This is a genomic window from Arthrobacter sp. NPDC056493, assembly GCF_042795115.1.
In the GTDB taxonomy this organism is placed as follows: domain Bacteria; phylum Actinomycetota; class Actinomycetes; order Actinomycetales; family Micrococcaceae; genus Arthrobacter.
The window spans coordinates 109,102-134,148 of record NZ_JBHTSL010000006.1; the positions used below are offsets into that span (position 1 = coordinate 109,102).

The following is a 25,047-nucleotide window of genomic DNA, read 5'->3' on the forward strand; positions in this document are numbered from 1 at the left end:
GCCTAGCGGGCCGCTGCGCTGGCCGGGCGCGCCGCGGTCTGTGTCCCGATCCGCGCCGCGTTCCGCTCCGCGGCGAGCCTCGCGATGTCCCGTCCGGCCCGGTAGCCGAACACCAAAGCGGGCCCGATGTGGGACCCGTAGCCCGGGTAGCCGCCGCCGAACACGCTCACGGCCGCGGCGCCAACGGCAAGCAGCCCGGGGACCGCCGAGCCCTGCGCCGTGACCACCTCGGAGTGTTCGTTGACCCTGACGCCGGCGAAGGTGCCCAGGTCGCCCATCTGGATCTTCGCCGCGTAGTAGGGGCCCTTGCCCACCGGCGCGAGGTTGGGGTTCGGCTTGTGGTCCATGTCGCCGCGGAAGTTGTTGTAGAGGGTTGAGCCGCGGCCGAACGCCGGGTCCTCGCCGCGCTCGGCAGCCGGGTTGAATTCGGCGACGGTGGCTTCCAGGCCCGCTGCATCGACGCCGAGCTTCCCGGCCAGCTCAGCAAGGGTGTTCCCTCTGACCAGATACCCGGTCCGGTAAAAGTACCCGCGGGGCATCGGCCAGGGCTTGGCGTAGCCGATGCCGTATTTGTGCATCGTCTTGGCGTCACCGATTACGTAGCCGAAGGTCCTGCCCTCGTCCTTGTTGTGCTCGATCATGGCGCCGCCGAAGTCGTGGTAGCTCAGGGCCTCGTTGCCGAAGCGGTTTCCGTGGCGGTCGATAGCGATCAGCCCGGGCAGGCCGATCGCCCGCAGGTGCGGAAACAGCCGCTGTTCGCCGTTGAGGTACCTGAACACCGTCACCGGAGCCCAGGAGCCGACGCTGAACACGGAATCGTCGATGTATCCGCCGGCGCCCATGGCCAGCGTTGCGCCGTCTCCCCCGTGGCCCACGGTGGGCGTGAAGTGGTCGTCTCCGTCGGCGTCGTGCGGGAAGTATTGCTGCCGCAGTTCTTTGTTGCCGGAGAATCCGCCGGCGGCGAGGATGACACCGGCTCGCGCCGTGACGGTCACCGCGTGCTCTCCGCCGATGACCGCACCGGTGACGGTACCGTCGTCGTCCCTGGTGAGGGCCAGCGCCGGTGAGGACTTCCACAGCCGGACACCCAGGCCGTCGGCACTCTTGACCATGCGGGTCATCAGGGCGTTGCCGTTGGAGCGCAGGACCGGACGTTTGTAGCGGGCGGCATCGGTCCACGTGCGCAGCAGTTTCTTCGCGACATAGACGAAGGACCTGACCGACTGGTTCACGTGGAAGAACTCGTTGATGTCCGGCCCCACCTGCGGCATGTAGCCGAAGACTGTGTAGGAGCTCATGTACGGCTGCATCAGGAGCCGCTTGTCGCCGAGCACGCGTGCGTCCACGTCCCGCGGCAGGATCGCCCGCCCGGACAGCCTCGCCCCGGGCAGGTCCATCTGGTAGTCCGGGGCCTTCTCCGGGTAGGTGAACTTCACGTCCGTTTCGTTTTCGAAGAAGGAGATGGCCTCGGGCACAGTGTCCAGGAAGTGCCTGACTCCTGCCTCGTTGAACGTTTCAGGGGCCAGGTTCTTCAGGTAGGTCTCGGCGTCCTCGCGGGTGTCGCCCTGTGCCACGCCGTGCTTGTTGCCGGGGACCCAGGCCCAGCCCGCGGAAATAGCCGTGGTTCCACCGAAGTACTGTTCCTTTTCCGCCACGATCACGCTCAATCCCTGCGCAGCGGCCTTCAATGCTGAGGCCATCCCGGCCACGCCCGATCCGATGACGAGGACGTCACAGACCGCCGTCTTAGCGGTTTCTGTCATGGTTCCTGCTCCGTTCTGCCCGCCTGCCACTGACGTTGCGGCGGGGGGCGTTGACTGACAAACCCCCAGTAGAGCCGGGAGCACGGCCGGGCGGGAGGAGGATTACCATTGAGCGGGAATCGACAGGAGGAACAGTGGCCAACTCCGCATCCGGCGAGTCGATCATCGGCCGTTTCGTGAGGATCGTCAGCGCCTTCGATGACCGGCACGCCGCCATGAGCGTCGCCGAGCTGGGGCGGCGCACCGGCCTGCCGGTGACCACCACGTACCGGCTGGTCAACGACCTGCTGCTCGAACGGCTGCTGGAACGCGAGCCCGGCGGGGACATCCATATCGGCACGCGCCTGTGGGAACTGGCTTCCCGCGGCTCCAAGATGCTGGGCCTGCGGGAAGCGGCCCTGCCGTTCATGGAGGACGTCCAGGCGGTGGTGCAGCACTCCACCACGCTGGGCATCCTCGATTCGGACGAGGTCCTGTACATCGAGCGGCTCGGCTCGGACAGGACCATCGTGGACATCACCAAGATCGCCGGCAGGCTGCCGGTCCATGCCACGTCCTCGGGCCTGGTGTTGCTGGCACACTCCCCCGCCGCGTACCAGGACGCTTTCCTGGCGCGGCCGCTCACGAAGTTCACCGAGACCACGCTGACCGAGCCGGCTGCGCTCCGGCGCCACCTGGCCGAGATCCGGCAGCGCGGCTTCGCTGCCATGCCCGGGGTGATCGTGCCGGAGTCCAGCGGCATCGCCGTGCCGGTGTTCGGCGCCGACAACACCGTCCGGGCCGCGCTCAGCGTGGTGGTGCCGCGCAACGAGGAGAACGCACCTGCCCGGGTGCCGGTCCTGATGGCCGCGGCGCGCGGGATCTCCCGCGCCCTGGGCTGGCGGGGCGAGCTGAAGGGCACTCTTCGCCAGAGTCACTGACCAAAGCCACTGAAAGCAGCTTTTGCCGTTCATCGGTAATCGTGTGGTTCCGCTCGCAGGTCCCCTGCAACGCTGACTGGGAAGCAGCGACGAGGCTGCAGGATCACGAGGAGCACCACATGAATCCCATCCAGAAACGAGTGGCCGGAAAGACCGCCATTGTCACCGGAGGCCGCGGAGACCTGGGCAGCGCCACCGCCGCCCTCCTTGCCGCACACGGCGCAAAGGTCGCCAGCCTGGACGTCGCCGGCATCCCCGCCGCCACCGCCCACCAAAACATCAATGAGTACGACGTCGACGTCACCAGTGAGGCCAGCGTCGCCGACGCCATCCGCCGGGTCCGCGACGAACTGGGCACGCCCGATATTCTCGTCAACGCCGCCGGCATCATCGGCCCGGCAGGAGCGTCCCATACCGCCTCGACTGCCGACTTCGACACGATCTTCAACGTCAACGTCAAGGGCGTATGGCTGATGACCAAGCACGTGGTCCCCGGCATGATCGAGAAGGGCACCGGCAGCATCGTCAACTTTTCCTCCATCCACGGCCTCACCGGCGGCCGGAACGTTCCGCTCTACCACGCAACCAAGGGCGCCGTGCGGCTCCTGAGCAAGTCGGACGCCGCGGCGTACGGCGGCTACGGCATCCGCGTCAACTCCATCCACCCCGGATCGATGAACACCAGGATGAGCCGCCGCTCAGCCGAGCAGTCGGACATCGGCCCCGAGGCCTACTACAAGCAGCTCGTGGGCTCCAACCCGCTGCCGCGCCAGGGCGAACCGGACGAGATCGCCTACGGCGTGCTCTACCTGGCCTCGGACGAGTCGCGCTTCACCACGGGTTCCGAGCTGGTCATCGACGGCGGCTACACGGCTGTCTGACGCCGCGCCCCCCTGACGCAGCCGCCAACAGCAGCAGCACCCATCATCTTCCTTTTGAAAGGCAACACCACATGAAATTTGTCAACGGCACCTTCGCGGACAGCTACGACGTCGTCGTCGTCGGCTCCGGTGCGGGAGCGCTCACCGCGGCGGCCACCGCCGCCCGCGCCGGCAAGTCCGTCGTCGTCCTCGAAAAGAGTGACCTCCTGGGCGGCACGTCGGCCGTGTCCGGTGGCATGCTGTGGGTGGCGGACAACCACCACGCACGGAAGGCCGGGATCACCGATTCCAAGGCAGCGGCCGCGGAGTATGTCCGGGCCGTCGCCCGCGGCAGGGGCCGGGAGGAACTGCTGGATGCTGCCCTGAACTACGGCGACCAGATGCTCCGCTTCGTCGAGGCGGAGTGCGGCGTGCGCTTCATCTTCCTGGACAACTTCCCCGACTACCGGCAGGACCTGCCCGGCGCCGTGACAGGCGGCCGCACGGTGGAGCCAGAGCTGTTCAACAGCGTCGAGGCCCTGGGCGGCCTCCGGGAGCACGTGCGCAGCGACGGCCGCGCGCCCTTCACCATGCAGGAATACGAGGAGTGGGGTGCCTTCACCAAGTTCCCCTGGGAGGACCTTGCCCGCCGCCAGGACGCAGGCCTGGTGGCCAAGGGCCAGGCCCTCGTCTCCATGCTGCTCGCCAGCGTGGTCCGCGACGGGGCGGCGCTCGTCACCGGAGCACGCGGGCACCGCCTGCTCACCGACGCCGGCCGGGTGACCGGCGTCGAACTCGAAACCGGCGAGACATTCCATGCCCGCGACGGCGTGGTGCTGGCGACCGGCGGCTTCGAATGGGACAAGGCACTGGCCGACTCGATGCTCGCTTCCCGGCTGTACACGATGTGTTCGCCGCCCTCGAACACCGGCGACGGGCTGCGGATGTCACAGCGCATCGGCGGCCAGACCCGCGGCACGCGCGAGGCCTGGTGGGCGCCGATGTCCGTCACCGGCGACACCCGCGACGGCCAGCCGGTGGGTACCCTGCTCCGGTTCGAACGGCAGGGCCCGGGATCCATTATGGTGAACCGCCACGGCCGCCGCTTCGCCAACGAGTCCCAGAACTACAACGACCTCGCCCGCAGCCTGCAGTCCTGGGACTCCGCCGCCAACCGCACGCTGAACACCCCGGCGCACGTGATCGTGGACCGCGGCTACCTGCAGCGCTACGGCATCCTGGCCCACCGCGCAGGCCAGCCGACGCCGGACTACCTGATCGAGGCGCCCACACTGGCTGAACTCGCCGCGAAGATCAACGTTCCTGCAGAGAACCTGGAAGCCACCGTGGCCCGCTTCAACGAATTCGCGGTCACGGGCGAGGACCCCGACTTCGGCCGCGGCGAAAGCGCCTATGACAAGTACTGGGGCGACGCCGACTGCCCGTGGCCGAACCCCTCGCTGGGTCCGCTCGAGTCCGGCCCGTTCTACGCGCTGGAGGTGGTGAACGGCGCCTTCGGCACCAACGGCGGCGTGGCCACCGACGGCTCAGCCCGCGTGCTGGACGTCGACAACCGCCCCATCCCGGGACTGTTCGCCGCCGGCAACACCACCGAAAACGCCTACGCAGCCGGCTACCCCGGCGCCGGTGCCACCCTCGGGCCCATCATGACCATGGGCTACCTCGCCGGCCGGACCCTCGCCGGCCAGTCCCCGGCCTATGTCCCGGCCTATGTTCCTGCCGCGCCGTCACCGGTGGCCGAGCTTGTGGAGGCCGGTGCCTGAGATGATCCGCCACACCGTGCTCTTCCAGTTCAAGCCCGACTTCCCGCCGGCGGACCGGCAGGCCTGGATTGACGGGCTCAACAACATGGCCGGAAAGATCCCAGGCATGCACAGCCTCAGCCACGGCCCGGACGTCCTGAACACCGAACGCTCCTTCGACTACGCCATCGTGGCCGACTTCGAAAGTGTTGAGGACATCGCCGTGTACAACACGCATCCGCTCCACGAGCCGCTGAAGGCGTACTCGTTCCCCAACAGCCGGCAGATCCTCGCGGTGGACTTCCACCTCCCGGAACACCACGCCGGCACCCATTGAGACAACGCAGTCTTAAGGAGATTCCCGTGACCACTACCCCATCACCGCAGGTTCCGCACGAGACCCCCGTTCAACGTAAGACGCCCCGCAAGGCCGCCCTGGCGTCCTTCCTCGGCAGCACGCTGGAGTACTACGACTTCTTCATCTACGGCACCGCGGCAGCCCTCGTGTTCCCCCACCTGTTCTTCCCCTCAGCGGACCCGGCCATCGGGCTGATCGGCGCCTTCGCCACCTTCGGCGTCGCGTATGTGGCGCGGCCTGTTGGCGGCCTGGTGATGGGCCACTTCGGCGACAAGCTGGGCCGCAAGAAGATCCTGCTGCTGACCCTCGGCATCATGGGCCTGGCGTCCCTCGGCATCGGTTTCCTGCCCACCTACGGCCAGCTCGGCGTCTGGGCCCCCATCCTGCTGGTGGCGGGCCGGCTGGCGCAGGGCTTCTCGGCCGGCGCGGAATCGGCGGGCGCGTCCACCCTGACGCTGGAACACTCGCCCGAGGGCCGGCGCGGGTTCTTCACCAGTTTCGTGATGACCGGGTATGCCTCCGGCATGGTGCTGGCCACCCTGGTCTTCATCCCCGTGACATCACTGCCCCGCGAGGCCATGTTGAGCTGGGGCTGGCGCATCCCGTTCTGGCTCTCCATCGTGGTGCTGGCCATCGCGTACTGGGTCCGCACGCACCTGGATGAAACCCCGGTCTTCGAGGAAGCCCAGGAACAGCGCCAGGTGGCCCCGATGCCCCTCAAGGAAGTACTCCGCTTCCAGGCCCCGGATGTGCTGCGGGTGGCGGGCATGTCCATCATGTCCGTCATGCAGACCATCTTCACGGTCTTCGGACTCGCCTACGCCACGGCCGGCGCCGGGTTCGACCGGGCCGCCATCCTGACCGTGAACGCCGTGGCCATCGGCCTGTCCATGTTCGCCATGCCGCTCGCCGCCAGGCTGTCCGACAGGATCGGGCGGCGCCCCCTCCTGCTGACCGCCGCGATCGGCTGCTCCATCACGATCTTCCTGTATTTCCTGGCGCTCTCCTCCGGCAATATCGTGCTGGTGTTCCTTGCCGCATTCCTGAACATGACGGTGCTGTACTCCGGCTTCAACGGCGTCTGGCCGGCGTTCTTCGCCGAACAGTTCGCAGCTCCCGTCCGTTACTCCGGCATGGCGCTGGGGAACCAGTTGGGCCTGGTCCTCGCCGGCTTTGGCCCGATGATCGCAGGGATGCTGCTGGCCCCCGGGGCCTGGGGCTGGGTGCCCGTGGCCATCTTCGGCACTGTCTGCATGCTCATCGCCGCAGGATCCGCGTTCTGGTCCCGCGAGACCGCCGCCACGCCGATCGAAGAGCTCGGGGGACCCTACCTGGCGGGTACCGCACGCCGGCGGCAGGCCGAAGCGCAGCAGCCCGCCCTCCAGCACCCCTGAGCCTTTGGGCCGCAAGGAAGGAAAGACCATGACGCAACACACCAGCCACCGCATCAGGTACCCGCACCACTGGCCGCTCCAGGTCCCCCGGTTGGCGGCGACCCGCCCGCAGGAACCGCAAGCCGCCACGCAAGCGTTCGTTGCCGAGGCACAGTTTGCCGGGGCACAGTTTGCCGGGGCACAGTCCGCCGAGGCACAGTCCGCAAAGCCACAGCACGACGGCGAGCTGGTCACCGCCCCATGGATGGGCCTGCACTATCTGACCGAGGGCCCGTAACACCGCGCTGCTTCCGCCCCGTTTCGACGGTTCCCTGCCCGCAAGACGTTGCGCATCGTCGTGTGGGCGGGGAACCGTCGAAACGGCGGGTCAACAGCCGGTCAGGAATCGCCGCGGCCGCTCCTGCCGGTAGTAATAGCGGGCCACTCCAGTGAAACCTGCCCGGGAGTACAGCTCCCGGGCCGCGGCGTTCGACGCCATGACCAGCAGCCAGTAGCCTGCCAGCCCCCGCGCCGCACCCTCACGGAACAGAGCCTGCTGGACCCGGCTGGCGAAGCCCCGGCGCCGGGCGTCGGGCCTGGTGGCCATGCAGTACAGCCCGCCCCAGCTGACTGCCACGCCAGGAACAATTGCACCGCCGGGATCAACTCCCGCGCCCGGCACAACGGCAAGGCGTCCGACGGCGGCCGGCTGGCCGTCGTCGTCCCTCACCAGGGCGTACAGCGCCGGGCAGCCGGTGAGGATGGCACGGGCAGTCTCCAATTCCGCGGCGCCGCCGCGGCCGTCCACGGACCACCAGAGCTCCAGCCACTCGGCCGATGGCTGCCCCGTAATTTCGACGCCGGCACCGGGTTGCGGTACTTCCACGCCGGCCGCCGGTGCCATGTCAGCTTTCCGCAGCATGATCAGCGTGTCGGACTGCCGGTTGAACCCTTCCTCATCCAGGACGGCATTCAGCGCGGAGCTTCCCGGCGTGTCGAACACCTGGAAGATCACCGGTAGCCGGCGGCGGCGGTACCAGGCCCGGGCATCCCGCAGGGCAGTGAGCCGTTCGTCCCTCGTGCCCAGGGGTTCCGACCGCGGCCAGACGGAGTTGGCGCGCTGGGTCACGCCCGCGGCCGCGCGGAGAACCCAGCCGCCGGACGGCTCCCGGTCCGGTGCGGGCCAGGCTGCATCCATGGCGGTTTCCAGGTCGGGCATGGCTGTACCCGGCACAGCTGCATCTGGCAGGTCGGCATCCGGCAGATCGGTCACGGCCGTGGCACTCCTTCGTCAACGGCAGGAGGCTCCCCGGATCTACAGTGCAGATCCGGGGAGCCTCCTGCTCCTGGTTAAGCTTGGCGTAAACTCACGCGTCGGGCCGCGCGGCTCAGTCGGCCTTCTTCTCTTCCGGTTTCTTGGCCTCGGGCTTGAAGTCGACGCCGGCTTCCTTGCGCTGCTGCGGTGTGATCGGCGCGGGAGCCTGAGTCAGCGGGTCGTAGCCGTTGCCGGTCTTCGGGAACGCGATTACGTCGCGGATGGACTCCACGCCTGCCAGGAGGGCCACCACGCGGTCCCAGCCGAAGGCGATGCCGCCGTGCGGCGGGGCACCGAACTTGAAGCCTTCCAGCAGGAAGCCAAACTTGGTCTGCGCGTCCGCCCGGTCCAGGCCCATCAGCTCGAATACCCGTTCCTGAACATCGCGCTCGTGGATACGGATGGAACCGCCGCCGATTTCGTTGCCGTTGCAGACGATGTCGTAGGCGTAGGACAGGGCCGATTCCGGGTCCTTGTCGAATGTGTCAAGGAACTCGGGCTTGGGCGAGGTGAAGGCGTGGTGGACGGCCGTCCACTTGCCGGCACCCACGGCCACGTCGCCGGAAGCCACGGCTGCGGCGGCGGGCTCGAACATCGGCGCGTCCACCACCCAGCAGAAGGCCCAGGCGCTGGGGTCGATCAGGCCGGTGCGGTGGCCGATCTCGACGCGGGCGGCACCGAGCAGGGCGCGGGCTGCGGACTTCTCACCGGCGGCGAAGAAGATGCAGTCGCCGGGCTTGGCGCCTACGGCACCGGCCAGGCCTGCACGCTCAGTGTCCGTCAGGTTCTTGGCCACCGGACCGGCCAGCTCGCCGTCTTCCTTGAACAGGACATACGCCAGACCCTTGTGACCGCGCTGCTTGGCGAATTCCTGCCAGCCGTCCAGGGTGCGGCGCGGCTGGGATGCCCCGCCGGGCATGACCACGGCGCCGACGTACGGGGCCTTGAAAACGCCGAAGTTGGTGTCCTTGAAGAATTCAGTCAGCTCGGTGAGCTCCACGCCAAAGCGGAGGTCCGGCTTGTCCGAGCCGTACCGCGCCATGGCGTCGGCGTACGTGATGCGCTGGATGGGGGTGGGGATCTCGACGTCGATCAGCTTCCACAGCGCCTTGACGATGTTTTCGCCCAGCGAAATGATGTCGTCCTGGTCCACGAAGCTGGCCTCGATATCCAGCTGGGTGAACTCGGGCTGGCGGTCCGCGCGGAAGTCCTCGTCGCGGTAGCAGCGGGCGATCTGGTAGTACTTCTCGAAGCCGCCCACCTGCAGGAGCTGCTTGAACAGCTGCGGGGACTGCGGCAGCGCGTACCAGGAACCCGGCGCGAGGCGGGCCGGCACCACAAAGTCACGGGCGCCTTCCGGCGTCGAACGGGTCAGCGTGGGTGTCTCGATCTCCACATAGCCGTCCTGGTGCAGCAGCTCGCGGGCCACGCGGTTGGCCTCCGAACGCAGGCGCAGGTTACGGGCGGGACCCGGGCGGCGCAGGTCCAGGTAGCGGTGCTTCAGGCGCGCTTCCTCGCCCACCTCAACGTGCTCGTCGATCTGGAACGGCAGCGCGTCGGCGGTGTTGAGGATGACCACCTTGTCCGCCATGACCTCCACCTCGCCGGAGGCCAGGCCTGGGTTCTCGTTGCCTTCCGGACGCTTGGAGACCGTACCGGTCACCTGGAGCACGTACTCGTTGCGCAGTCCATGGAAGACCTCTTCCTCACGGACCACCACCTGCGCCACGCCGGAGGCGTCACGCAGATCGACGAATGCGACACCACCGTGATCACGACGGCGGCCAACCCAGCCTGCCAGGGTTACGGTTTGTCCAATGTGCTCGGAACGAAGGGATCCAAGGTCATGTGTGCGCAGCACAGCATTCCTTTCAGAAGGAAGACAGAATGAAGTTTGAAGACGATCGTTGCGGAAACGATCCCGTCCGAGTTTACCCGTTTGAAAGGTTCCTGCCCTGCCATGACCAAGCACCAGCAGCTGCAACGGAGGCTTGGTGTGGCGGACGCAACAGCCATCGGGCTCGGATCCATGCTTGGCGCCGGCGTTTTTGTCGTCTTCGCACCGGCTGCCCGGCTGGCCGGGGAGCTGCTCCTGGTGGCCATCGCCCTGGCCGGTGCCGTGGCGTATTGCAACGCCGTCGCCTCGGCGCAGCTCGCGGCGAAATTTCCGCAGAGCGGCGGAACGTACGTCTACGGGCGGAAGCAATTGGGCGAGTGGCCAGGCTTCCTCGCGGGCTGGGGTTTTGTCACCGGCAAGTCGGCCTCCTGCGCGGCCATGGCCCTGACCTTCGGCCAGTACGTCGCGCCGGACTACGCCACCCCCGTGGCCATCGCAGCGGTGGCCGCACTGACCGGCGTGAACCTGCTGGGCATCACCCGGACCGCCTTCCTGACGCGCATCCTGCTGGCCTTGGTCCTGGCCACCCTGGCCTTCGTGGCCGCGGCGAGCATCCTGGGGCCGCATGTTGCCGATGGCGGGACAGTTTCCGGACCGGCCGGCGCCTTTCCCGGACCGGCCGCCAGTTTCTGGGGCATCCTGCCCGCCGCAGGCCTGGTGTTCTTCGCCTTTGCCGGCTATGCGCGCATTGCCACGCTCGGCGAGGAGGTCAAGGACCCGGCGCGCGTCATTCCGCGGGCCATCCTTGGTGCCTTGGCCGGCGCGCTGGTCATCTACCTGCTCTTGGGCGCAGTGCTTCTGGCGCATCTTCCGGTACAGGTGCTGGCCTCATCGACGGCGCCGCTGCTCGACGCCGTGGAGCAGTCCCGGCTGGCCGCCGGAGCCCCTTTCGTCCAGGCAGGTGCCGCCGCCGCATCACTCGGCGCGTTGCTGGCGCTGATCACGGGCGTGGGCCGGACGGCCATGGCGATGGCCCGCGAACGCGACCTTCCCGGCCCCCTGGCACGGCTGGGCGGACGCCATCCGGTGCCGGTGACCGCCGAACTGGCGGTGGCCGCCGTCGTCGTTCTCTTGTTGCTCACCACCGACGTGCTGACCGTGGTCGGCTTTTCCAGCTTCGGCGTCCTGCTCTATTACGCCGTGACGAATGCCGCCGCGTTCACGCTCCGGGACCGGCCCCGGCACGCGCCCAGATGGCTCAATGCCGCAGGGCTGGCCGGGTGCCTGGTCCTGGCGTTCACCCTGCCGGCTGCCTCGGCGCTCGGCATGGCAGCGGTCATGGCCGCCGGACTCGCCGGGCGCGCCGTTGTTCTGACGTTCCGGAGGCGACGGCTACGGCGGCTCGGGAAACGCTAGCTCAAGAGGCGGGCGCGGCGAGCACCTGGACGCGGATGTCCTCGTCCGACGGCGTCCACGTCGCCGGATCGGCGTCGACCTGCACGCCGGAGCGGATGTCCTTCACCTGGTGCTTGCCGTCCTCGTCCGTGAACCAGACGAACGGGATGCCTCGGCGGTCTGCGAACTTGATCTGCTTGCCGAACTTCTCCGCCTTGGCGGCAACCTCGGCAGGGATGCCGCGGCTGCGCAGCTCCGTGGCCACGTCCTGGGCCTCGCCCCAGCTCCCGTCCGAGGTGAGCGCCACGAACACCGCCGTGGGCACGGAACGGGAGGCCTTGGCCAGGTCCTGGCTGAGGATGCGAGAGACGAGCCGGGTCACACCGATGGACAGCCCGACGCCGGGGAACTTCCGGTTGCCCTTGCTCGCCAGGGCGTCATAGCGGCCGCCGGAACAGATCGAGCCGAGCTGCTCGTGGCCCACCAGGACGGTTTCCACGACGGTACCGGTGTAGTAGTCCAGTCCGCGGGCGATGCTGAGGTCGGCCACAACCTTGCCGGGGACCCGCTTCACGGCGGCCTCGATCACCTGCTCGAGTTCGTTCAGGCCCTCCTCCAGGAGGTCGTTGCTGACCCCGAGCGAGCGTACCTGCGCCGCGAAGGACGTGTCCTCGGTCTTGATGCCGGCGAGCTTCAGGGCCGCCTGTGCCTGCTCGTCCGTGGCGCCAAGCTCGGACTTGAGGAGCTCGGCCACCTTCTCCGGGCCGATCTTTTCCAGTTTGTCGATGCTGCGGAGCACTCCCGCAGTATCGGTCAGCCCGATGCCGCGGTAAAAGCCTTCGGCGAGCTTCCTGTTGTTGATGCGCAGGCGGAACTCCGGGATCGGCAGGGCGCCCAGCGCCTCGGCGATGACCAAAGCGATCTCGACGTCGTAGCGGAAGGGCAGGTCACCGTCACCCACCACGTCAATGTCCGCCTGGGTGAACTCACGGGCGCGGCCTTCCTGCGGGCGTTCACCGCGCCAGACCTTCTGGATCTGGTAACGGCGGAAGGGGAAAGCCAGGTACCCGGCGTTTTCCACGACGTACCGGGCGAAGGGCACGGTGAGGTCAAAGTGCAGGGCGAGGGCGTGCGGATCGTGCTTGCCCTTCGCTTCCTCTCCCTCATCGTCCTGGAGCCGGCTCAGGCCGTAGACCTCTTTGTCGATCTCGCCCTTGCGGAGCAGCTGGCCCACGGTTTCCACGGCGCGGGTCTCAATGGAGCCGAAACCATGCAGTTCGAAGGTGCGGCGCAGCGTGTCCAGGACATGCTGCTCCACCAGCCGCTCCTCGGGAAGCCACTCGGGGAATCCGGACAGGGAGGCGGTGCGTGCCATGGTGGAGTTTCTCCTCAGGTAAACGAAGGCCGGCGCCGCTGCGCCAAATTCCGCGTCGCCATTTTGAATCAAACAGCTGCGGCAGCGGCGGGAGTCCAGCCTGTTCTGCATAAACTTATGTGCGGCAGTCAGTTTATGCTTTCGGCGCCTGCATCTCTAATGCGGGAGGACGGGCGACGGCGGGCTGCCGCAGTTCAAATCTGCAGCAGCACAATCTGCAGCCGGGGATGCCTTCAGGGCCTGCCCGGGCAGTCCGATCGATGAGGAGGACCCGTGGCGGCCAGTCCACGCGAAACACGCGAAGCCAAGAGGCGCATCCAGCAGATGGAGGCCAAACGCGAGCTTCGTCGTGACCAGGAGAAACGCCGCAAGCGGGACAACCTGATAGCGGGAGGTGCGGGAGCCGCGGCGGTGGTGCTCGCCGTCGTGCTTCAACTGACGGTGTTTGCCGCGAATCCGACCGAAGAGGAATTCGCCGCCGCCGAGGCGGGCCTGGCCACGCCGTCGGCCGCCCCCTCCGCCTCCGCCACTCCGACTGCCGCGAAGACCAATGCGGCAAACATCCCCAAGCCCGCGACGGCGGCCGGCAAGACGTTCACCGGGTCGCTGAAGCTGAACAGCGGCACCCTGGGTGTGCAGCTGGACGGCACCAAGGCCCCGCAGGCCGCCGCGGTGTTCAAGTCCCTGGCTGACCAGAACTACTACAAGGGCGTCAGCTGCCACCGCCTCACCACCGCCGAGAACTTTGGCGTCCTGCAGTGCGGCTCCAAGACCGGCGATGGCCAGGGCGACCCCAATTACACCTGGGGTCCGCTAGAGAACACGCCGGCAAACAACAAGTACCCGGCCGGAACCATTGCGGTGGCCCGAACGGGCAACAACGCCTACGGCAACGGCACGCAGTTCTTCATTGTCTATAAGGACACCGTCATCCCGGCGGACTCTGCAGGTGGCTACACCATCGTGGGCAAGGTGACCTCGGGCCTTGACGTCGTGACCAAGATTGCCGCCGCCGGTCTTAAGACGGGCGAAAGTGACACGGACGGCGCACCTGCGGAAGCAGTCACGATAGACTCGTTTTCTCTGAAGTAGGAACCTCGTGGCGCCAGCCGCCACGGGCGACTTATGAATGAGTATCTTCCTCCAAGCGAAAGACTTTTAGCGGTGACAGACAGTCAGAAATCCGACGAAACAGCAGCCGAAGTGACCGAGGTCCAGGCTTCCCCCGAATCCGTGGATGCGGTGCAGCCGGCCGAGGGGGTGCAGCCCGCCGAGGCGGTGCAGGCCGCGGATGCGGCTGCGCCTGTGGATGCAGAGCAGCCCCAGGCCACGCAGCCTGAGGATGCGGCCGGGGCCGAGGAGGCGGCACAGCCCGAGGCCGCGCAGGAAAGCCCACAGTCGGAGGCTGTGCAGGAGGACACGGCGCGGGAAGACACGGCACAGGAGGACGCTGCCCCGGCCGAAGCCGCCGCCAGCCCGCAGCCCGAGGCTGCGCAGGAAGCCCCGGCACCCAGCCCCGCACCGTCGCCGCGTCCGACGCCGACACCCCGGCCCGCGCCGACGCCCGCCGCTTTTGCCGGCCGGCCCAAGGCCGGTCCTGCCGCCACGGTGACACCGGTGCAGGCACCGCCAGCCACCTCGCTGGCCGAAGCCGCCCGCTGGGGCCGCGTTGAGGGCGACGGCCACGTGTTCCTGACCATCGACGGCGAAGAGCACCCGGTCGGCCAGTACCCGGACGTCAGCAACGACGAGGCCCTGGCCTACTTCGCGCGGAAGTATGACGACGTCGTCGCCCAGATTGTCCTGCTGGAACAGCGGGTGGCCTCGAAGGCCCCCACTACGGACATGCAGAAGACCGTGACGCACCTGCACGAGCAACTCGCCGAACGGAACATGGTGGGCGACATCCGTTCTGCGGAGAGCCGGCTGGACACCCTGGCCACCCAGATCACCGAGCTGGAGAAGGCGGAAAAGGCGCAGCACGACGCCATTCGTGCCGCCGAGCTGGCCGCCCGCGAGGCCATCGTGGCCGAGGCCGAGGCGATCTCCGGCACCGATCCGGCCCAGGTTCAGTGGAAGACGTCCAGCGCGCGCATGAACGAGCTGTTTGAAAGCTGGAAGACCGCGCAGAAGAGCGGGGTACGGCTGGGCCGCAGCAACGAGGACGCCCTGTGGAAGCGTTTCCGCGCCGCCCGGACCGTCTTCGACCGGCACCGCCGCGCCTACTTCTCCCAGCTGGACAGCAACAACTCGGCGGCGAAGGCCGCCAAGGAGAAACTGATTGCGGAGGCCGAGGCACTGTCCTCGTCCACGGACTGGGGTTTCGCTGCCGGGGAATACCGCCGGCTGATGGACGACTGGAAGGCGTCACCGCGCGCCAGCCGCAAGGACGACGACGCCCTGTGGGCCCGGTTCCGCGCCGCGCAGGACGTCTTCTTCAGTTCGCGCCAGGCCGCCAACGACGAGATCGACCAGGAGTACGCGGCGAACCTGGTGGTCAAGGAGGCGCTCCTCGAGGAAGCATCGTCCATCGTTCCGGTCAGGGACATCACGGCTGCCAAGAAGGCGCTGCAGTCCATCCACGACCGCTGGGAAGAGGCTGGCAAGGTTCCGCGTGCGGACATGGGCCGGATCGAGGCCGGGCTGCGCCGGATCGAGGATGCCGTCCGCCAGGCCGAGGACGAGAAGTGGCAGCGCTCCAACCCGGAGACCAAGGCGCGGACCAACAGCGCCCTGAGCCAGCTCGAATCCGCCATCGCCGGCTTGAAGGATGACCTGGCCGACGCAGAGAAGGCAGGCGACCAGCGCAAGATCAAGGCTGCCAGGGAAGCCCTGGAGGCCCGCCAGGCGTGGCTGGACCAGATTCAGCGTTCAGCGAGCGAGCTCTCCTAGCCAGTTTCGGCAAGGGCCCCGCTCCGGTTATCCACATAGCCGGGGCGGGGCCTTACCCGTTAACGCCGCTTCCGGCAGGATGACGGAATGGCACCGTTCTCCCAGCCCCCTGTTTCGCAGACAGCTGTGCTTCAGGCCCATGCTACCCAGGCCCGGGGCGGCTCCCCGCCCGCGGACTCCCCCGCCCAGCTGCTGGAGCTCTATTCGCCGGGGCTTCCTTTCACTTGGCCGGAGCTCCAGTCCATGGCGGCCGACGGCGTGCTCACGCAGCTCTACCAGCACGGCTACACCGTTCCCGGGACGGCAGCCTCCCCGCAGCTGCGGGCGCGTGCCGCGGCCCACGGGGTGCCCGCGCCGGTCCGCCGGCGTGTGGTGGCTGGACGGATGACGGCAGCCTGGATTTACGGCTGCGCCCGCGAACCGGACCGGCTGGCCCTTCTGGTGGACGCCAAACGCCGGATCTCCAGTCTTCGCTCCACCCGTGGCTGCACGCTTCACGAGGTCCGGCTGGGGCCGTTCGATGTCGTCAGCCTGGGCGGCCTGATGGTCTCAAGTCCGCTCAGGACAGCACTGGACATCGCCTTGCACGTGGAGGCCGAGAGGGCCGTTCCTGCCCTGCGGCTGCTCCTGGACAAGCCCGAGCTCGATGTCAGGCTCCGGCTACTTGTCCTGGCGGTGGAGGCGATGCCCCGGCTGCCGCACAAGAACGCAGCCCTGGAGAAGCTCTCGCTGCTAGCTTCTCCGGCGGTTCCCCGTGGTCCGGTAGACGTCGAACACCCCGTCGATCCTCCGTACGGCACTGAGCACGTGGCTGAGGTACTTCGGGTCGCCCATCTCGAAAGCGAACTTTGAGATGGCCACGCGGTCCGTGGACGTGTGGACGCTGGCCGCCAGGATGTTCACGTGGTTTTCGGACAGCACCCGCGTCACGTCGGAGAGGAGGGACTTCCGGTCCAGCGCCTCCACCTGGATCTCCACCAGGAACACACTCGACTGCGTCGGCGCCCAGTCGACGTCGACAATCCGGTCAGGCTGGTCTTTCAGGCCGGCCACGTTGGTGCAGTCGGTCCGGTGCACCGACACTCCCGAGCCGCGCGTCACGAAGCCAAGGATCGGGTCCGGCGGCACGGGGGTGCAGCAGCGGGCCAGCTTGACCCAGACGTCGCCCACGCCGCGGACCACCACGCCGGAATCCGAGAACCGGGCCTTGCTGACCTGGGTGGGAATGCTGACTTCCGTGAGGTCGTCATCGGGCGTTTCGTTGCCGCCAAGGCTCTCGACGAGCTTTTCCATGACGGATTGCGCGGAGGTGTGGCCGTCGCCTACTCCGGCGTACAGTCCGGAAATGTCAACGTACTTGAAGTCCTCGGCGACGGCGGCCAGCGCGTCGTGCGTCATCAGACGCTGCAGCGGAAGGTTCTGCTTCCGCATGGCGCGGGTCAGCAGCTCCTTGCCGCGGTCGATCGCCTCTTCACGGCGTTCCTTGCTGAACCACTGCCGGATCTTGTTGCGTGCCCGGGCGCTCTTGACGAAGTGCTGCCAGTCCTGGCTGGGACCCGCACCCTCGGCCTTCGAGGTGAAGATCTCCACCCAGTCGCCATGGTTAAGCTCACTGTTGAGCGGCACGAGCTTGCCGTTAACGCGGGCGCCGATGGTGCGGTGGCCCACCTCTGTGTGCACGGCATAGGCGAAGTCCACCGGGGTGGAGCCGGCCGGCAGCGCCATGACCTCGCCCTTCGGGGTGAACACGAAGACTTCGCGGGCATTGATTTCGAACCGGAGGGAGTCGAGGAACTCCCCGGGGTCCGAGGTCTCCTGCTGCCAGTCCACGAGTGAGCGCAGCCAGCCCATGTCGCCGTCGCGCGGGCTGCCGGGTCCGGTGGCGGTCCGGTTCGGCTGGTCCTTGTACTTCCAGTGCGCGGCCACACCGTACTCCGCGCGGCGGTGCATTTCATGCGTGCGGATCTGAATTTCAACCGGCTTGCCGCCGGGGCCGATCACCGTGGTGTGGAGGGACTGGTACATGTTGAACTTCGGCATCGCGATGTAGTCCTTGAACCGGCCAGGCAGCGGGTTCCAGCGCGAATGCAGGGTGCCCAGGGCGGCGTAACAGTCCCGGACCGAGTCCACCAGGACCCGGACGCCCATGAGGTCGTTGATGTCGTCGAAGTCCTTGTCCCGAACGATCATCTTTTGGTAAATCGAGTAGTAGTGCTTGGGCCGTCCGGTGATCGTGGCCTTGATCCTTGCCGTGCGCAGGTCGTCGGCGATCTGGTTCCGGATCACGCTGAGGCTCTTTTCGCGCTCCGGCGTGCGGTCGCCCACCATGCGGACGATTTCCTCGTACACCTTGGGATAGAGCGCCGCGAAGGACAGGTCCTCAAGCTCCCACTTGATGGTGTTCATGCCCAGCCGGTGTGCCAGCGGCGCGAAGATTTCCAGCGTTTCCCGGGCCTTGCGGGCCGACGATTCCGCGGAGACGAAACGCCACGTGCGCGCGTTGTGGAGCCTGTCCGCGAGTTTGATCATGAGGACGCGGATGTCCTTGGCCATGGCCACGACCATCTTGCGGACGGTCTCGGACTGGGCTGCCTCGCCGAAGCTGACCTTATCCAGCTTGGTGACGCCATCGACCAGCATGGCCACTTCAGGGCCGAAGTCTGCCCGAAGGTCCTCAAGGGTGTAGGGCGTGTCCTCCACTGTGTCGTGGAGCAGCGCCGCGGCCAGGGTGGTGCCGCTGAGGCCCAGTTCCGCAAGGATCGTCGCGACGGCGACGGGATGGGTGATGTAAGGATCACCGCTCTTGCGCTTCTGCCCGCGGTGGCTCTGTTCCGCGACCACAAAGGCGCGCTGGATGAGGTCGAAGTCTTCCTTGGGGTTGTTCGCCCGCACGGTCCGCAGAAGCGGCTCCAGGATGGGCGAATAGGTCGCGGTGCTGCGGCCCGTCAGCCGGGCCAGGCGGGACCTGGTGCGCTCACGCCGGCCCGGGAATGTGGGCCGGACGCCGGAGTTGTCGACGGGCACCCCGGGTGCCGGGCGCCCGGCAGCCACCAAGCCAGTCTGTTGTCCCTGGCCCGGACCGTTGCCCCCGGCTGCCGATGGCGCCGACGTCGAACCTTCTTCCAATGAAGTACCCCTCACGACCCGTTTAATTATCCCAGTGTATTCCCGCTCCGGGCCCGACCGATAACCGCGTCCGTCACCAACGGCGCAGCCGGTTGCACAGCCCGCTATGCGCGCGGCCCGGCAAGTCCGCCACAGGCGTATATAACGCCAAGACCGGACGCCGTCACGCTGACGGCATCCGGTCTTGGGGTTCTACGCTTTTGCGGGGGCCTATGCTTTCGCGGGCTCGGCGGCCGCAGCCTTGGCAGCAGCGTCGGCGCGGCGCTGCTTGACACGCTGGGCCTGCTTGACCAGCGGCGCCTCGCCCTGGCGCAGCCAGGCGTACATCGGCGCCGCGATGAAGATCGTCGCGGCGGTGCCGATCAGGATCCCGACGAACAGTGCCAGTGAAAGGTCGCGCAGGGTACCGGCGCCCAGCAGGCCGGCCCCGATGAACAGGATCGCCCCGACCGGCAGGATGGCCACCATCATGGTGTTGATGGAGCGGACCAGGGTCTGGTTGACCGCCAGGTTGACTTCCTCGCCGAAGGTCCGGCGCGTGGAGGCGTCGATATCGGCCGTGTTTTCACGGATCTTGTCGAACACCACCACGGTGTCGTACAGCGAGTAGCTGAGCACGGTAAGGAACCCGATGATCGCCGACGGCGTTACCTCGAAGTCGCTCAGGGCGTAGACACCGGCCGTGATGAACATCGTGACGAGCATGCCCGCAATCGCCGAGAGTGACATCTTCCAGGTCCGGAAGTAGAGCGCCATCAGGACCGTCGCGAGGGCAACGAAGACCACGAGGCCGATCAGGGCCTGCTTAGTGACGTCGGCTCCCCAGGTGGGTCCGACGAAAGTGGAGGTCACCTCGTTGTCGGTCACGCCGTAGGCCTTGGTGAGGCCTTCCTTGATCTTGATGGTCTCGTCGTCGGAGAGCTTGTCCGTCTGGATTCGCATGGTGGTTCCGGCGACGTTGGCGACGCGCGGCACACTGCCCGGAACGACGTCGTGGACAGCCTTCTCACCCACGGTTGCTTCGGTGGTCTTGACGTTGGACACCGTGAACTCGGAACCGCCACGGAACTCAATGCCCAGGTTGAAGCCACCCTTGACCACCGGGATCAGGATGGACAGCGCAACCGCCACAGCGGCCACGATGAACCAGATTTTCTTGGCCCCGACGAAGTCGTAGGAACGCTTGCCCGTGTAGAGCTCGTTACCGAATTTCGCGAAACTGGACATTACTTGCCCTCCTTGGCCGGGCCCTTGGAGGAACCGGCGAGCTGCTCCTGCTGCTCCGCGCGACGGCGTTCAGCGATGGTCATCCGGCGCTCAGCCTCAGCCGCAGCTCCGGTGTTCTTGGCGCGCACCACTGACGGCTTGTCCTCGGGGCTGCGGAGCCTGCCGGCGCCGCGGTAGAGCGGCACCGCGCCGAGACGCTCGGGGTCAAGGCCGGAGAACTTGTGGCCTTCGCCAAAGAACCGGGTCCTGGCCAGCTGCTGCAGCGTGGGGTGGGTGAACATGAACACGACGATGAGGTCGGCGATGGCGGTCAGGCCGAGCGTGAAGGCAAAACCCCGCACGTTGCCGACGGCCACGAAATACAGCACGAGTGCAGCCAGGAGGTTGACCGCCTTGGATGCCAGGACGGTCCGCTTGGCCCGCTTCCAGCCGTTCTCCACTGCCGACACCAGGCCCCGGCCTTCGCGGAGCTCATCGCGGATGCGTTCGAAGTAAACGATGAACGAGTCAGCTGTCTGGCCGATGGCCACGATGAGACCGGCGACGCCGGCGAGGGACAGCCGGTAGTTTTCGGTCCAGCCGAGGATGGCAATGGCAAGGTAGGTGAGCGCACCCGCCACCACGAGCGAGAAGATGGTGACAAATCCGAGCGCGCGGTACTGGAACAGCGAGTAGACAACCACCAGCAGCAAACCGATCAGGCCCGCGAGCAGGCCCATCCGGAGCTGCTCACCACCGAGGGTGGCGGAAATCTGCTGTTCGCTCTGGATGTCGAAGCTGATGGGCAGGGCACCGAACCGGAGCTGGTCGGATAGCGCCTTGGCGGACTTTTCCGTGAAGCCGCCGGTGATCTGCGGGCGACCATCGGTGATTACGGCCTGGGACCGCGGGGCCGAAATGACCTGGTCATCCAGGACGATGGCGAACTGCGACTTGGGGTCGCTGCCGGTCTCACCGCCGGCAGCAACATAGAACTGGTTGAGGCGTTCGGTGACCGTCTTGAACTTGGCCGTGCCCTCCGCGTTGAACTGGATGTTCACAGCCCATTCGTTGGTGACGGCACCCTGGGCGCCCTGCTGAAGCTGGAACGTCGAGCCCTGGATTTCCACACCCTTGACCTCGACCGGCCCCAGGATGTACTTGATCGCAGGGGTCTGGTCGGTGGCGGGCTCACAGGTGACCAGCGGCTTGGCCGGGTCGGAACGCTGCTGCTTGTCCTGCGCCGGGTTGTCGCAGTCGAGGGCTTCGAACTGCTTCTGGACGTCCGCGGTGATCCAGTTCGAATCGCTGGCGTTGGTCGGCTTGGCCGTCGGCTTCGGCAGCTGGGCAGCAGGTGTCCGCTGCGCGGCGGGAACCGCCGCACCCGCGCCGGTGACGAGGACGGGGCGGAAGTTCATGTCCGCGGAAGCCTGGATGAGGGCGCGGGTCTCCGTGGACGGCGTGCCGGGAAGGCTCACCACCACGTTCCGGCCGGACTGCGTGCTGATTTCAGCCTCTGCGACACCCGAGCCGTCCACGCGCTGGCGGATGATGGCCACCGCCTGGTTGAGCTGCTCCTCGTTGATGTCCGAGCCACCCTCAATCTTGGGAGCCAGGATCATCTGGGTGCCGCCCTCCAGGTCCAGGGCAAGCTTCGGGCTCCAGCTGGCAACCCCGGACATTGCGCCGCCCGCAAGGACGGCCGTCATGGCAGCCAGGATTACGCCAAGCCAGACCAGCACCCGAAGGGATGGTTTATTGCGGCCAGTTCGTGCCATTGCCTATCTTTCTATTAATTGCGGAGGGCCGCCGGAGCGAGCCTTGTCGCAGCCGGCGGCTCCGCAGCCGTAGACAGCTGTTGTGCGGAAGCGGCGGACTAGATGTCCTTCTTGCCCTCGTCATTGAGGCGCTTGAGGGTTTCGTCCGGCGTCTCGTCGGCCGCGATTGCCTTTTCATCAGCCGCCAGAGACGAGGCGTCATCGGGAACGGCCGGCGCCTCATCGGGAAGGGCCTGCGCTTCGGCGGCGGGCTCCACGATCTTGGTCACGGCCTGGCGGTGGACTGTGGCGAGGTTGCCAGGAGAGAGTTCCAGCACCACTTTGTTCTCTTCGTCATCCATGGAGACAATCCGGCCAAACAGACCGAAGCTGGTCATGACCTCGACCCCAGGCTCGAACTGGGACTGCAGCGTTGCCTGCTGCTCCTTGGTCTTCTTGTTGCGGCGGAACATCATGAAGACAAATAGTCCGAGCATGGCGAACAAGACGATGTTCATTGGATCCACGGGGAAGTTTCCGATCTGTACTGGCGTATTGGTGTACGACGACGTCCGCTTTGCACCGGGCTGCCCGCCCTGACACGGCAGACCGGCCGCGGGCGGCCCGCCGAAGCGGGACACGGAAACAAAGCCCGGACGTGCCGAGCGTCTCTCCAGTCTAGAGGGAAAAGCTGGGAGGGCGCTGCTATTGGGTGTTGGAAACCCATTCGGATGACGATTGTTCATCGCCCGGCCCGGCTTCGAAAAGGTTCAGGGTCTCCTGGCCAAAGACTCCTGCCGGTGCTGCCAGTCCAAGGTGCGCCCATGCCGGGGCCATGGCGATCCGGCCCCTCGGCGTCCTGCCCAGCAGCCCTTCCCGGACCAGGTACGGCTCGGCAACCGTCTCTACAGTCTCCGGCTCTTCCCCCACGGCAATGGCAAGGGTGGACAGGCCCACCGGACCGCCGCCGAATTTTGTAATCAGCGCCTCCAGCACGGAACGGTCCAGCCGGTCCAGCCCGCGCTTGTCTACCTCGTACATGTCCAGCGCGGCGGAGGCTGACCGGGCGTCAATCTGTTCGATGCCGTGGACCAGCGCCCAGTCCCGGACCCGCCGCAGCAGCCGGTTGGCGATACGGGGCGTGCCGCGTGAGCGGCCGGCGATCTCAGTGAAGCCGGCCGAGTTTACCTTCAGGTCCAGAAGGCCGGCAGACCGGCGGAGCACCAGCTCCAGCTCCTCCACCGAATAAAACTCCAGATGCCCAGTGAAACCGAAGCGGTCCCGGAGCGGACCCGGAAGGAGCCCGGCACGGGTGGTGGCACCCACCAGCGTGAAGGGCGGCAGCTCCAGCGGAATGGCCGTGGCCCCGGCGCCCTTGCCCACCACGATGTCAACGCGGAAGTCCTCCATGGCCATGTAGAGCATTTCCTCGGCCGGGCGGGACATTCGGTGGATCTCGTCCAGGAAGAGGACTTCGCCTTCGGACAGCGAGGAAAGTATGGCGGCCAAGTCTCCGGCGTGCTGGATGGCCGGGCCGCTGCTGATCCGCAGCGGCGCGTTCATCTCCGAAGCAACAATCATGGCGAGTGTGGTCTTGCCGAGGCCGGGGGGTCCGGAAAAGAGCACATGGTCTGCGCTGCGCCCGCGCATCCGGGATGCCTTCAACACCAGGGACAGCTGTTTGCGGACCCTGTGCTGACCCACGAAGTCGTCGAGGTTCTTGGGCCGGAGCGCTGCCTCGATGGCCCGTTCTTCCGGCTCCTCTCCCCCGGCGACCAGGGACGGCTCAGCCACGGCTGCCTACCCTGTTGCCTGCCCGCGCTCCGTCCTGGCCGAGCCAGCGCAGCGTGGTGCGCAGGATCTCGGCAACATTGCCTTCGCCGGCGAGGTCCGGGGCATCTGCCAGGGCCTTGTCGATGCTGCCGGAGGCGTCCTTTTCGGACCAGCCCAGGCTGGTCATGGCGGCCACGACCTGCGGCTTCCAGACCCCTTCGGATGACGGAGCGGGAGCTCCGGCGGGAGCAGCCGTGCCGTGCGGAACCAATTTCCCGGCGAGTTCCAGGACGATGCGCCCGGCAACCTTCGGGCCGATCCCCGGGACCTTGGTGAAAGTCTTGCTGTCCTCGGTGTGCGCGGCCACACGGATGGCCTCAGGATCATGCACAGCGAGGACCGCGAGGGCGAGCCGCGGACCCACACCGCTGACACTGAGCAGGACGTCGAAAACTTCCCGTTCGTCGTCGCTGGCGAAGCCGAACAGGGTCAGGGAGTCCTCCCGGACGATCAGTGAGGTGAAAAGCTTCCCCTCCTCGCCGGTCCGCAGGTTGCTGAGCGTCCGCGGCGTCGCGTAGACGCTCATGCCGGCGCCATTGAGATCGATGACGGCGGTGGACAGTCCGACGTGCGCCACGGTTCCGCGGAGAAAACTAATCAAGGCCGGGGCTCCTGAACTTGCGCCGGCAAAAAACCGACTATCCGAACATATCTACGAATACCCTAGCAAGGGCCGGCGACATTCAGCGCGCACGGCGCGCCTTGGCCTCCGCCTCAGCCCAGGCGCGCTGGGCCGGGGTCAGCGACTGGCTGCCGGGACCGGTGGTGGCGACGGATGCGCCGCCGCCTGCCCGCCAGGCATGCGTGATGGCGAGGGCCAGGGCATCCGCCGCGTCCGCGGGGCGCGGGGGCGCATCAAGTCGGAGAATCTTGGTGACGAGCTTGGTGACGGCTTCCTTGTTGGCGGAACCGCTGCCCGTCACCGCCGCCTTCACCTCCGACGGCGTGTGCAGCGCCACGGGGATGCCGCGCCGGGCGGCGGCGGCGATGACGACGCCGGAGGCCTGGGCTACGCCCATGACCGTGCTGACGTTGAGCTGCGAGAAGACGCGTTCCACCGCGAGCACATGCGGCTCGTAGCGGTCGAGCCAGTCGTCGATGGCGAGGGCGATCACCAGCAGCCGCTGGTCGAGTGTTTCCTCGGGGGACGTTCCCACCACGCCGACGGCCACCATGGTGGCGCGGCGGTTCTTTTCGACGTCCACCACGCCGATGCCGCAGCGGGTCAGCCCGGGGTCGATGCCCAGTACGCGCAGCGTCACGTGCAACCGCCC

At 67.2% G+C, this 25,047-nt stretch carries 21 protein-coding genes; 10 read left to right on the plus strand and 11 right to left on the minus strand.

Annotated features, from left to right (window positions below; all coding sequences use genetic code 11):
* Positions 1-2: 2 nt before the first annotated feature.
* On the minus strand, positions 3-1,763 hold the full coding sequence (locus tag ACFQ50_RS04435) for an FAD-dependent oxidoreductase (protein ID WP_377994300.1): 1,761 nt from the start codon (positions 1,761-1,763) through the stop codon (positions 3-5).
* A gap of 134 nt (positions 1,764-1,897) precedes the next feature.
* On the opposite strand from ACFQ50_RS04435, the gene ACFQ50_RS04440 reads away from it, so the two are divergent.
* The 6 genes from ACFQ50_RS04440 (at position 1,898) to ACFQ50_RS04465 (ending at position 7,335) form a co-directional block, all read left to right on the plus strand.
* Positions 1,898-2,683, plus strand: a complete 786-nt coding sequence (locus tag ACFQ50_RS04440) for an IclR family transcriptional regulator (protein ID WP_377994301.1) — start codon at positions 1,898-1,900, stop codon at positions 2,681-2,683.
* 119 nt (positions 2,684-2,802) lie between these two features.
* The gene (locus ACFQ50_RS04445) at positions 2,803-3,564 is read left to right on the plus strand and encodes an SDR family NAD(P)-dependent oxidoreductase (RefSeq protein WP_377994302.1); all 762 of its coding nucleotides are present in this window, start codon (positions 2,803-2,805) and stop codon (positions 3,562-3,564) included.
* 71 nt (positions 3,565-3,635) lie between these two features.
* On the plus strand, positions 3,636-5,327 hold the full coding sequence (locus tag ACFQ50_RS04450) for an FAD-dependent oxidoreductase (RefSeq protein WP_377994303.1): 1,692 nt from the start codon (positions 3,636-3,638) through the stop codon (positions 5,325-5,327).
* A gap of 1 nt (position 5,328) precedes the next feature.
* Positions 5,329-5,643, plus strand: a complete 315-nt coding sequence (locus ACFQ50_RS04455; protein WP_377994326.1) for a Dabb family protein — start codon at positions 5,329-5,331, stop codon at positions 5,641-5,643.
* Positions 5,644-5,669: 26 nt separating this feature from the next.
* A complete protein-coding gene (locus tag ACFQ50_RS04460) occupies positions 5,670-7,058 on the plus strand; it encodes an MFS transporter (RefSeq protein WP_377994304.1) in 1,389 nt (462 codons plus the stop codon).
* Positions 7,059-7,086: 28 nt separating this feature from the next.
* Positions 7,087-7,335 carry a hypothetical protein gene (locus ACFQ50_RS04465; protein ID WP_377994305.1) on the plus strand — a complete coding sequence of 83 codons (249 nt, stop codon included), beginning with the start codon at positions 7,087-7,089 and terminating at the stop codon, positions 7,333-7,335.
* A gap of 90 nt (positions 7,336-7,425) precedes the next feature.
* On the opposite strand, the gene ACFQ50_RS04470 is transcribed toward ACFQ50_RS04465, so the two are convergent.
* Entirely contained in the window at positions 7,426-8,256 is an 831-nt protein-coding gene (locus ACFQ50_RS04470) for a GNAT family N-acetyltransferase (RefSeq protein WP_377994327.1), read from the minus strand.
* A gap of 169 nt (positions 8,257-8,425) precedes the next feature.
* Complete coding sequence (aspS, locus tag ACFQ50_RS04475) at positions 8,426-10,213, minus strand: aspartate--tRNA ligase (RefSeq protein ID WP_377994306.1); 1,788 nt, start codon at positions 10,211-10,213, stop codon at positions 8,426-8,428.
* Between the two features lie 99 nt (positions 10,214-10,312).
* On the opposite strand from aspS, the gene ACFQ50_RS04480 reads away from it, so the two are divergent.
* Positions 10,313-11,605: an APC family permease gene (locus ACFQ50_RS04480; protein WP_377994307.1), complete on the plus strand. Its 1,293-nt coding sequence runs from the start codon at positions 10,313-10,315 to the stop codon at positions 11,603-11,605.
* A gap of 1 nt (position 11,606) precedes the next feature.
* On the opposite strand, the gene hisS is transcribed toward ACFQ50_RS04480, so the two are convergent.
* Positions 11,607-12,959, minus strand: a complete 1,353-nt coding sequence (gene hisS / locus ACFQ50_RS04485; RefSeq protein WP_377994308.1) for a histidine--tRNA ligase — start codon at positions 12,957-12,959, stop codon at positions 11,607-11,609.
* A 273-nt stretch (positions 12,960-13,232) separates the two neighbouring features.
* Between hisS and ACFQ50_RS04490 the strand changes: the two genes are divergently transcribed.
* The 3 genes from ACFQ50_RS04490 to ACFQ50_RS04500 all read left to right on the plus strand — a co-directional run bounded on the left by ACFQ50_RS04490 (position 13,233) and on the right by ACFQ50_RS04500 (position 16,703).
* Positions 13,233-14,051, plus strand: a complete 819-nt coding sequence (locus tag ACFQ50_RS04490; protein ID WP_377994309.1) for a peptidylprolyl isomerase — start codon at positions 13,233-13,235, stop codon at positions 14,049-14,051.
* A 72-nt stretch (positions 14,052-14,123) separates the two neighbouring features.
* Entirely contained in the window at positions 14,124-15,851 is a 1,728-nt protein-coding gene (locus tag ACFQ50_RS04495) for a DUF349 domain-containing protein (RefSeq protein WP_377994310.1), read from the plus strand.
* An 87-nt stretch (positions 15,852-15,938) separates the two neighbouring features.
* Complete coding sequence (locus tag ACFQ50_RS04500) at positions 15,939-16,703, plus strand: hypothetical protein (protein ID WP_377994311.1); 765 nt, start codon at positions 15,939-15,941, stop codon at positions 16,701-16,703.
* Here the strand turns inward: ACFQ50_RS04500 and ACFQ50_RS04505 are convergent.
* The 7 genes from ACFQ50_RS04505 to ruvC form a co-directional block, all read right to left on the minus strand.
* Positions 16,584-18,977 (minus strand): RelA/SpoT family protein, encoded by a 2,394-nt coding sequence (locus tag ACFQ50_RS04505; protein ID WP_377994312.1) that lies wholly within the window; start codon positions 18,975-18,977, stop codon positions 16,584-16,586. The two genes, ACFQ50_RS04500 and ACFQ50_RS04505, sit on opposite strands and share 120 nt — an antisense overlap.
* 210 nt (positions 18,978-19,187) lie before the next feature.
* Entirely contained in the window at positions 19,188-20,204 is a 1,017-nt protein-coding gene (gene secF / locus ACFQ50_RS04510; RefSeq protein WP_377994313.1) for a protein translocase subunit SecF, read from the minus strand.
* Positions 20,204-21,961 carry a protein translocase subunit SecD gene (gene secD / locus ACFQ50_RS04515; RefSeq protein WP_377994314.1) on the minus strand — a complete coding sequence of 586 codons (1,758 nt, stop codon included), beginning with the start codon at positions 21,959-21,961 and terminating at the stop codon, positions 20,204-20,206. Before secD ends, secF begins: the two co-directional genes overlap by 1 nt.
* A 98-nt stretch (positions 21,962-22,059) precedes the next feature.
* Positions 22,060-22,458 carry a preprotein translocase subunit YajC gene (gene yajC / locus ACFQ50_RS04520; protein ID WP_377994315.1) on the minus strand — a complete coding sequence of 133 codons (399 nt, stop codon included), beginning with the start codon at positions 22,456-22,458 and terminating at the stop codon, positions 22,060-22,062.
* Positions 22,459-22,645: 187 nt separating this feature from the next.
* Positions 22,646-23,734: a Holliday junction branch migration DNA helicase RuvB gene (gene ruvB / locus ACFQ50_RS04525; RefSeq protein WP_377994316.1), complete on the minus strand. Its 1,089-nt coding sequence runs from the start codon at positions 23,732-23,734 to the stop codon at positions 22,646-22,648.
* On the minus strand, positions 23,727-24,374 hold the full coding sequence (gene ruvA, locus ACFQ50_RS04530; RefSeq protein ID WP_377994317.1) for a Holliday junction branch migration protein RuvA: 648 nt from the start codon (positions 24,372-24,374) through the stop codon (positions 23,727-23,729). Before ruvA ends, ruvB begins: the two co-directional genes overlap by 8 nt.
* 82 nt (positions 24,375-24,456) lie before the next feature.
* Positions 24,457-25,035 (minus strand): crossover junction endodeoxyribonuclease RuvC, encoded by a 579-nt coding sequence (ruvC, locus tag ACFQ50_RS04535; protein WP_377994318.1) that lies wholly within the window; start codon positions 25,033-25,035, stop codon positions 24,457-24,459.
* Positions 25,036-25,047 lie beyond the last annotated feature (12 nt).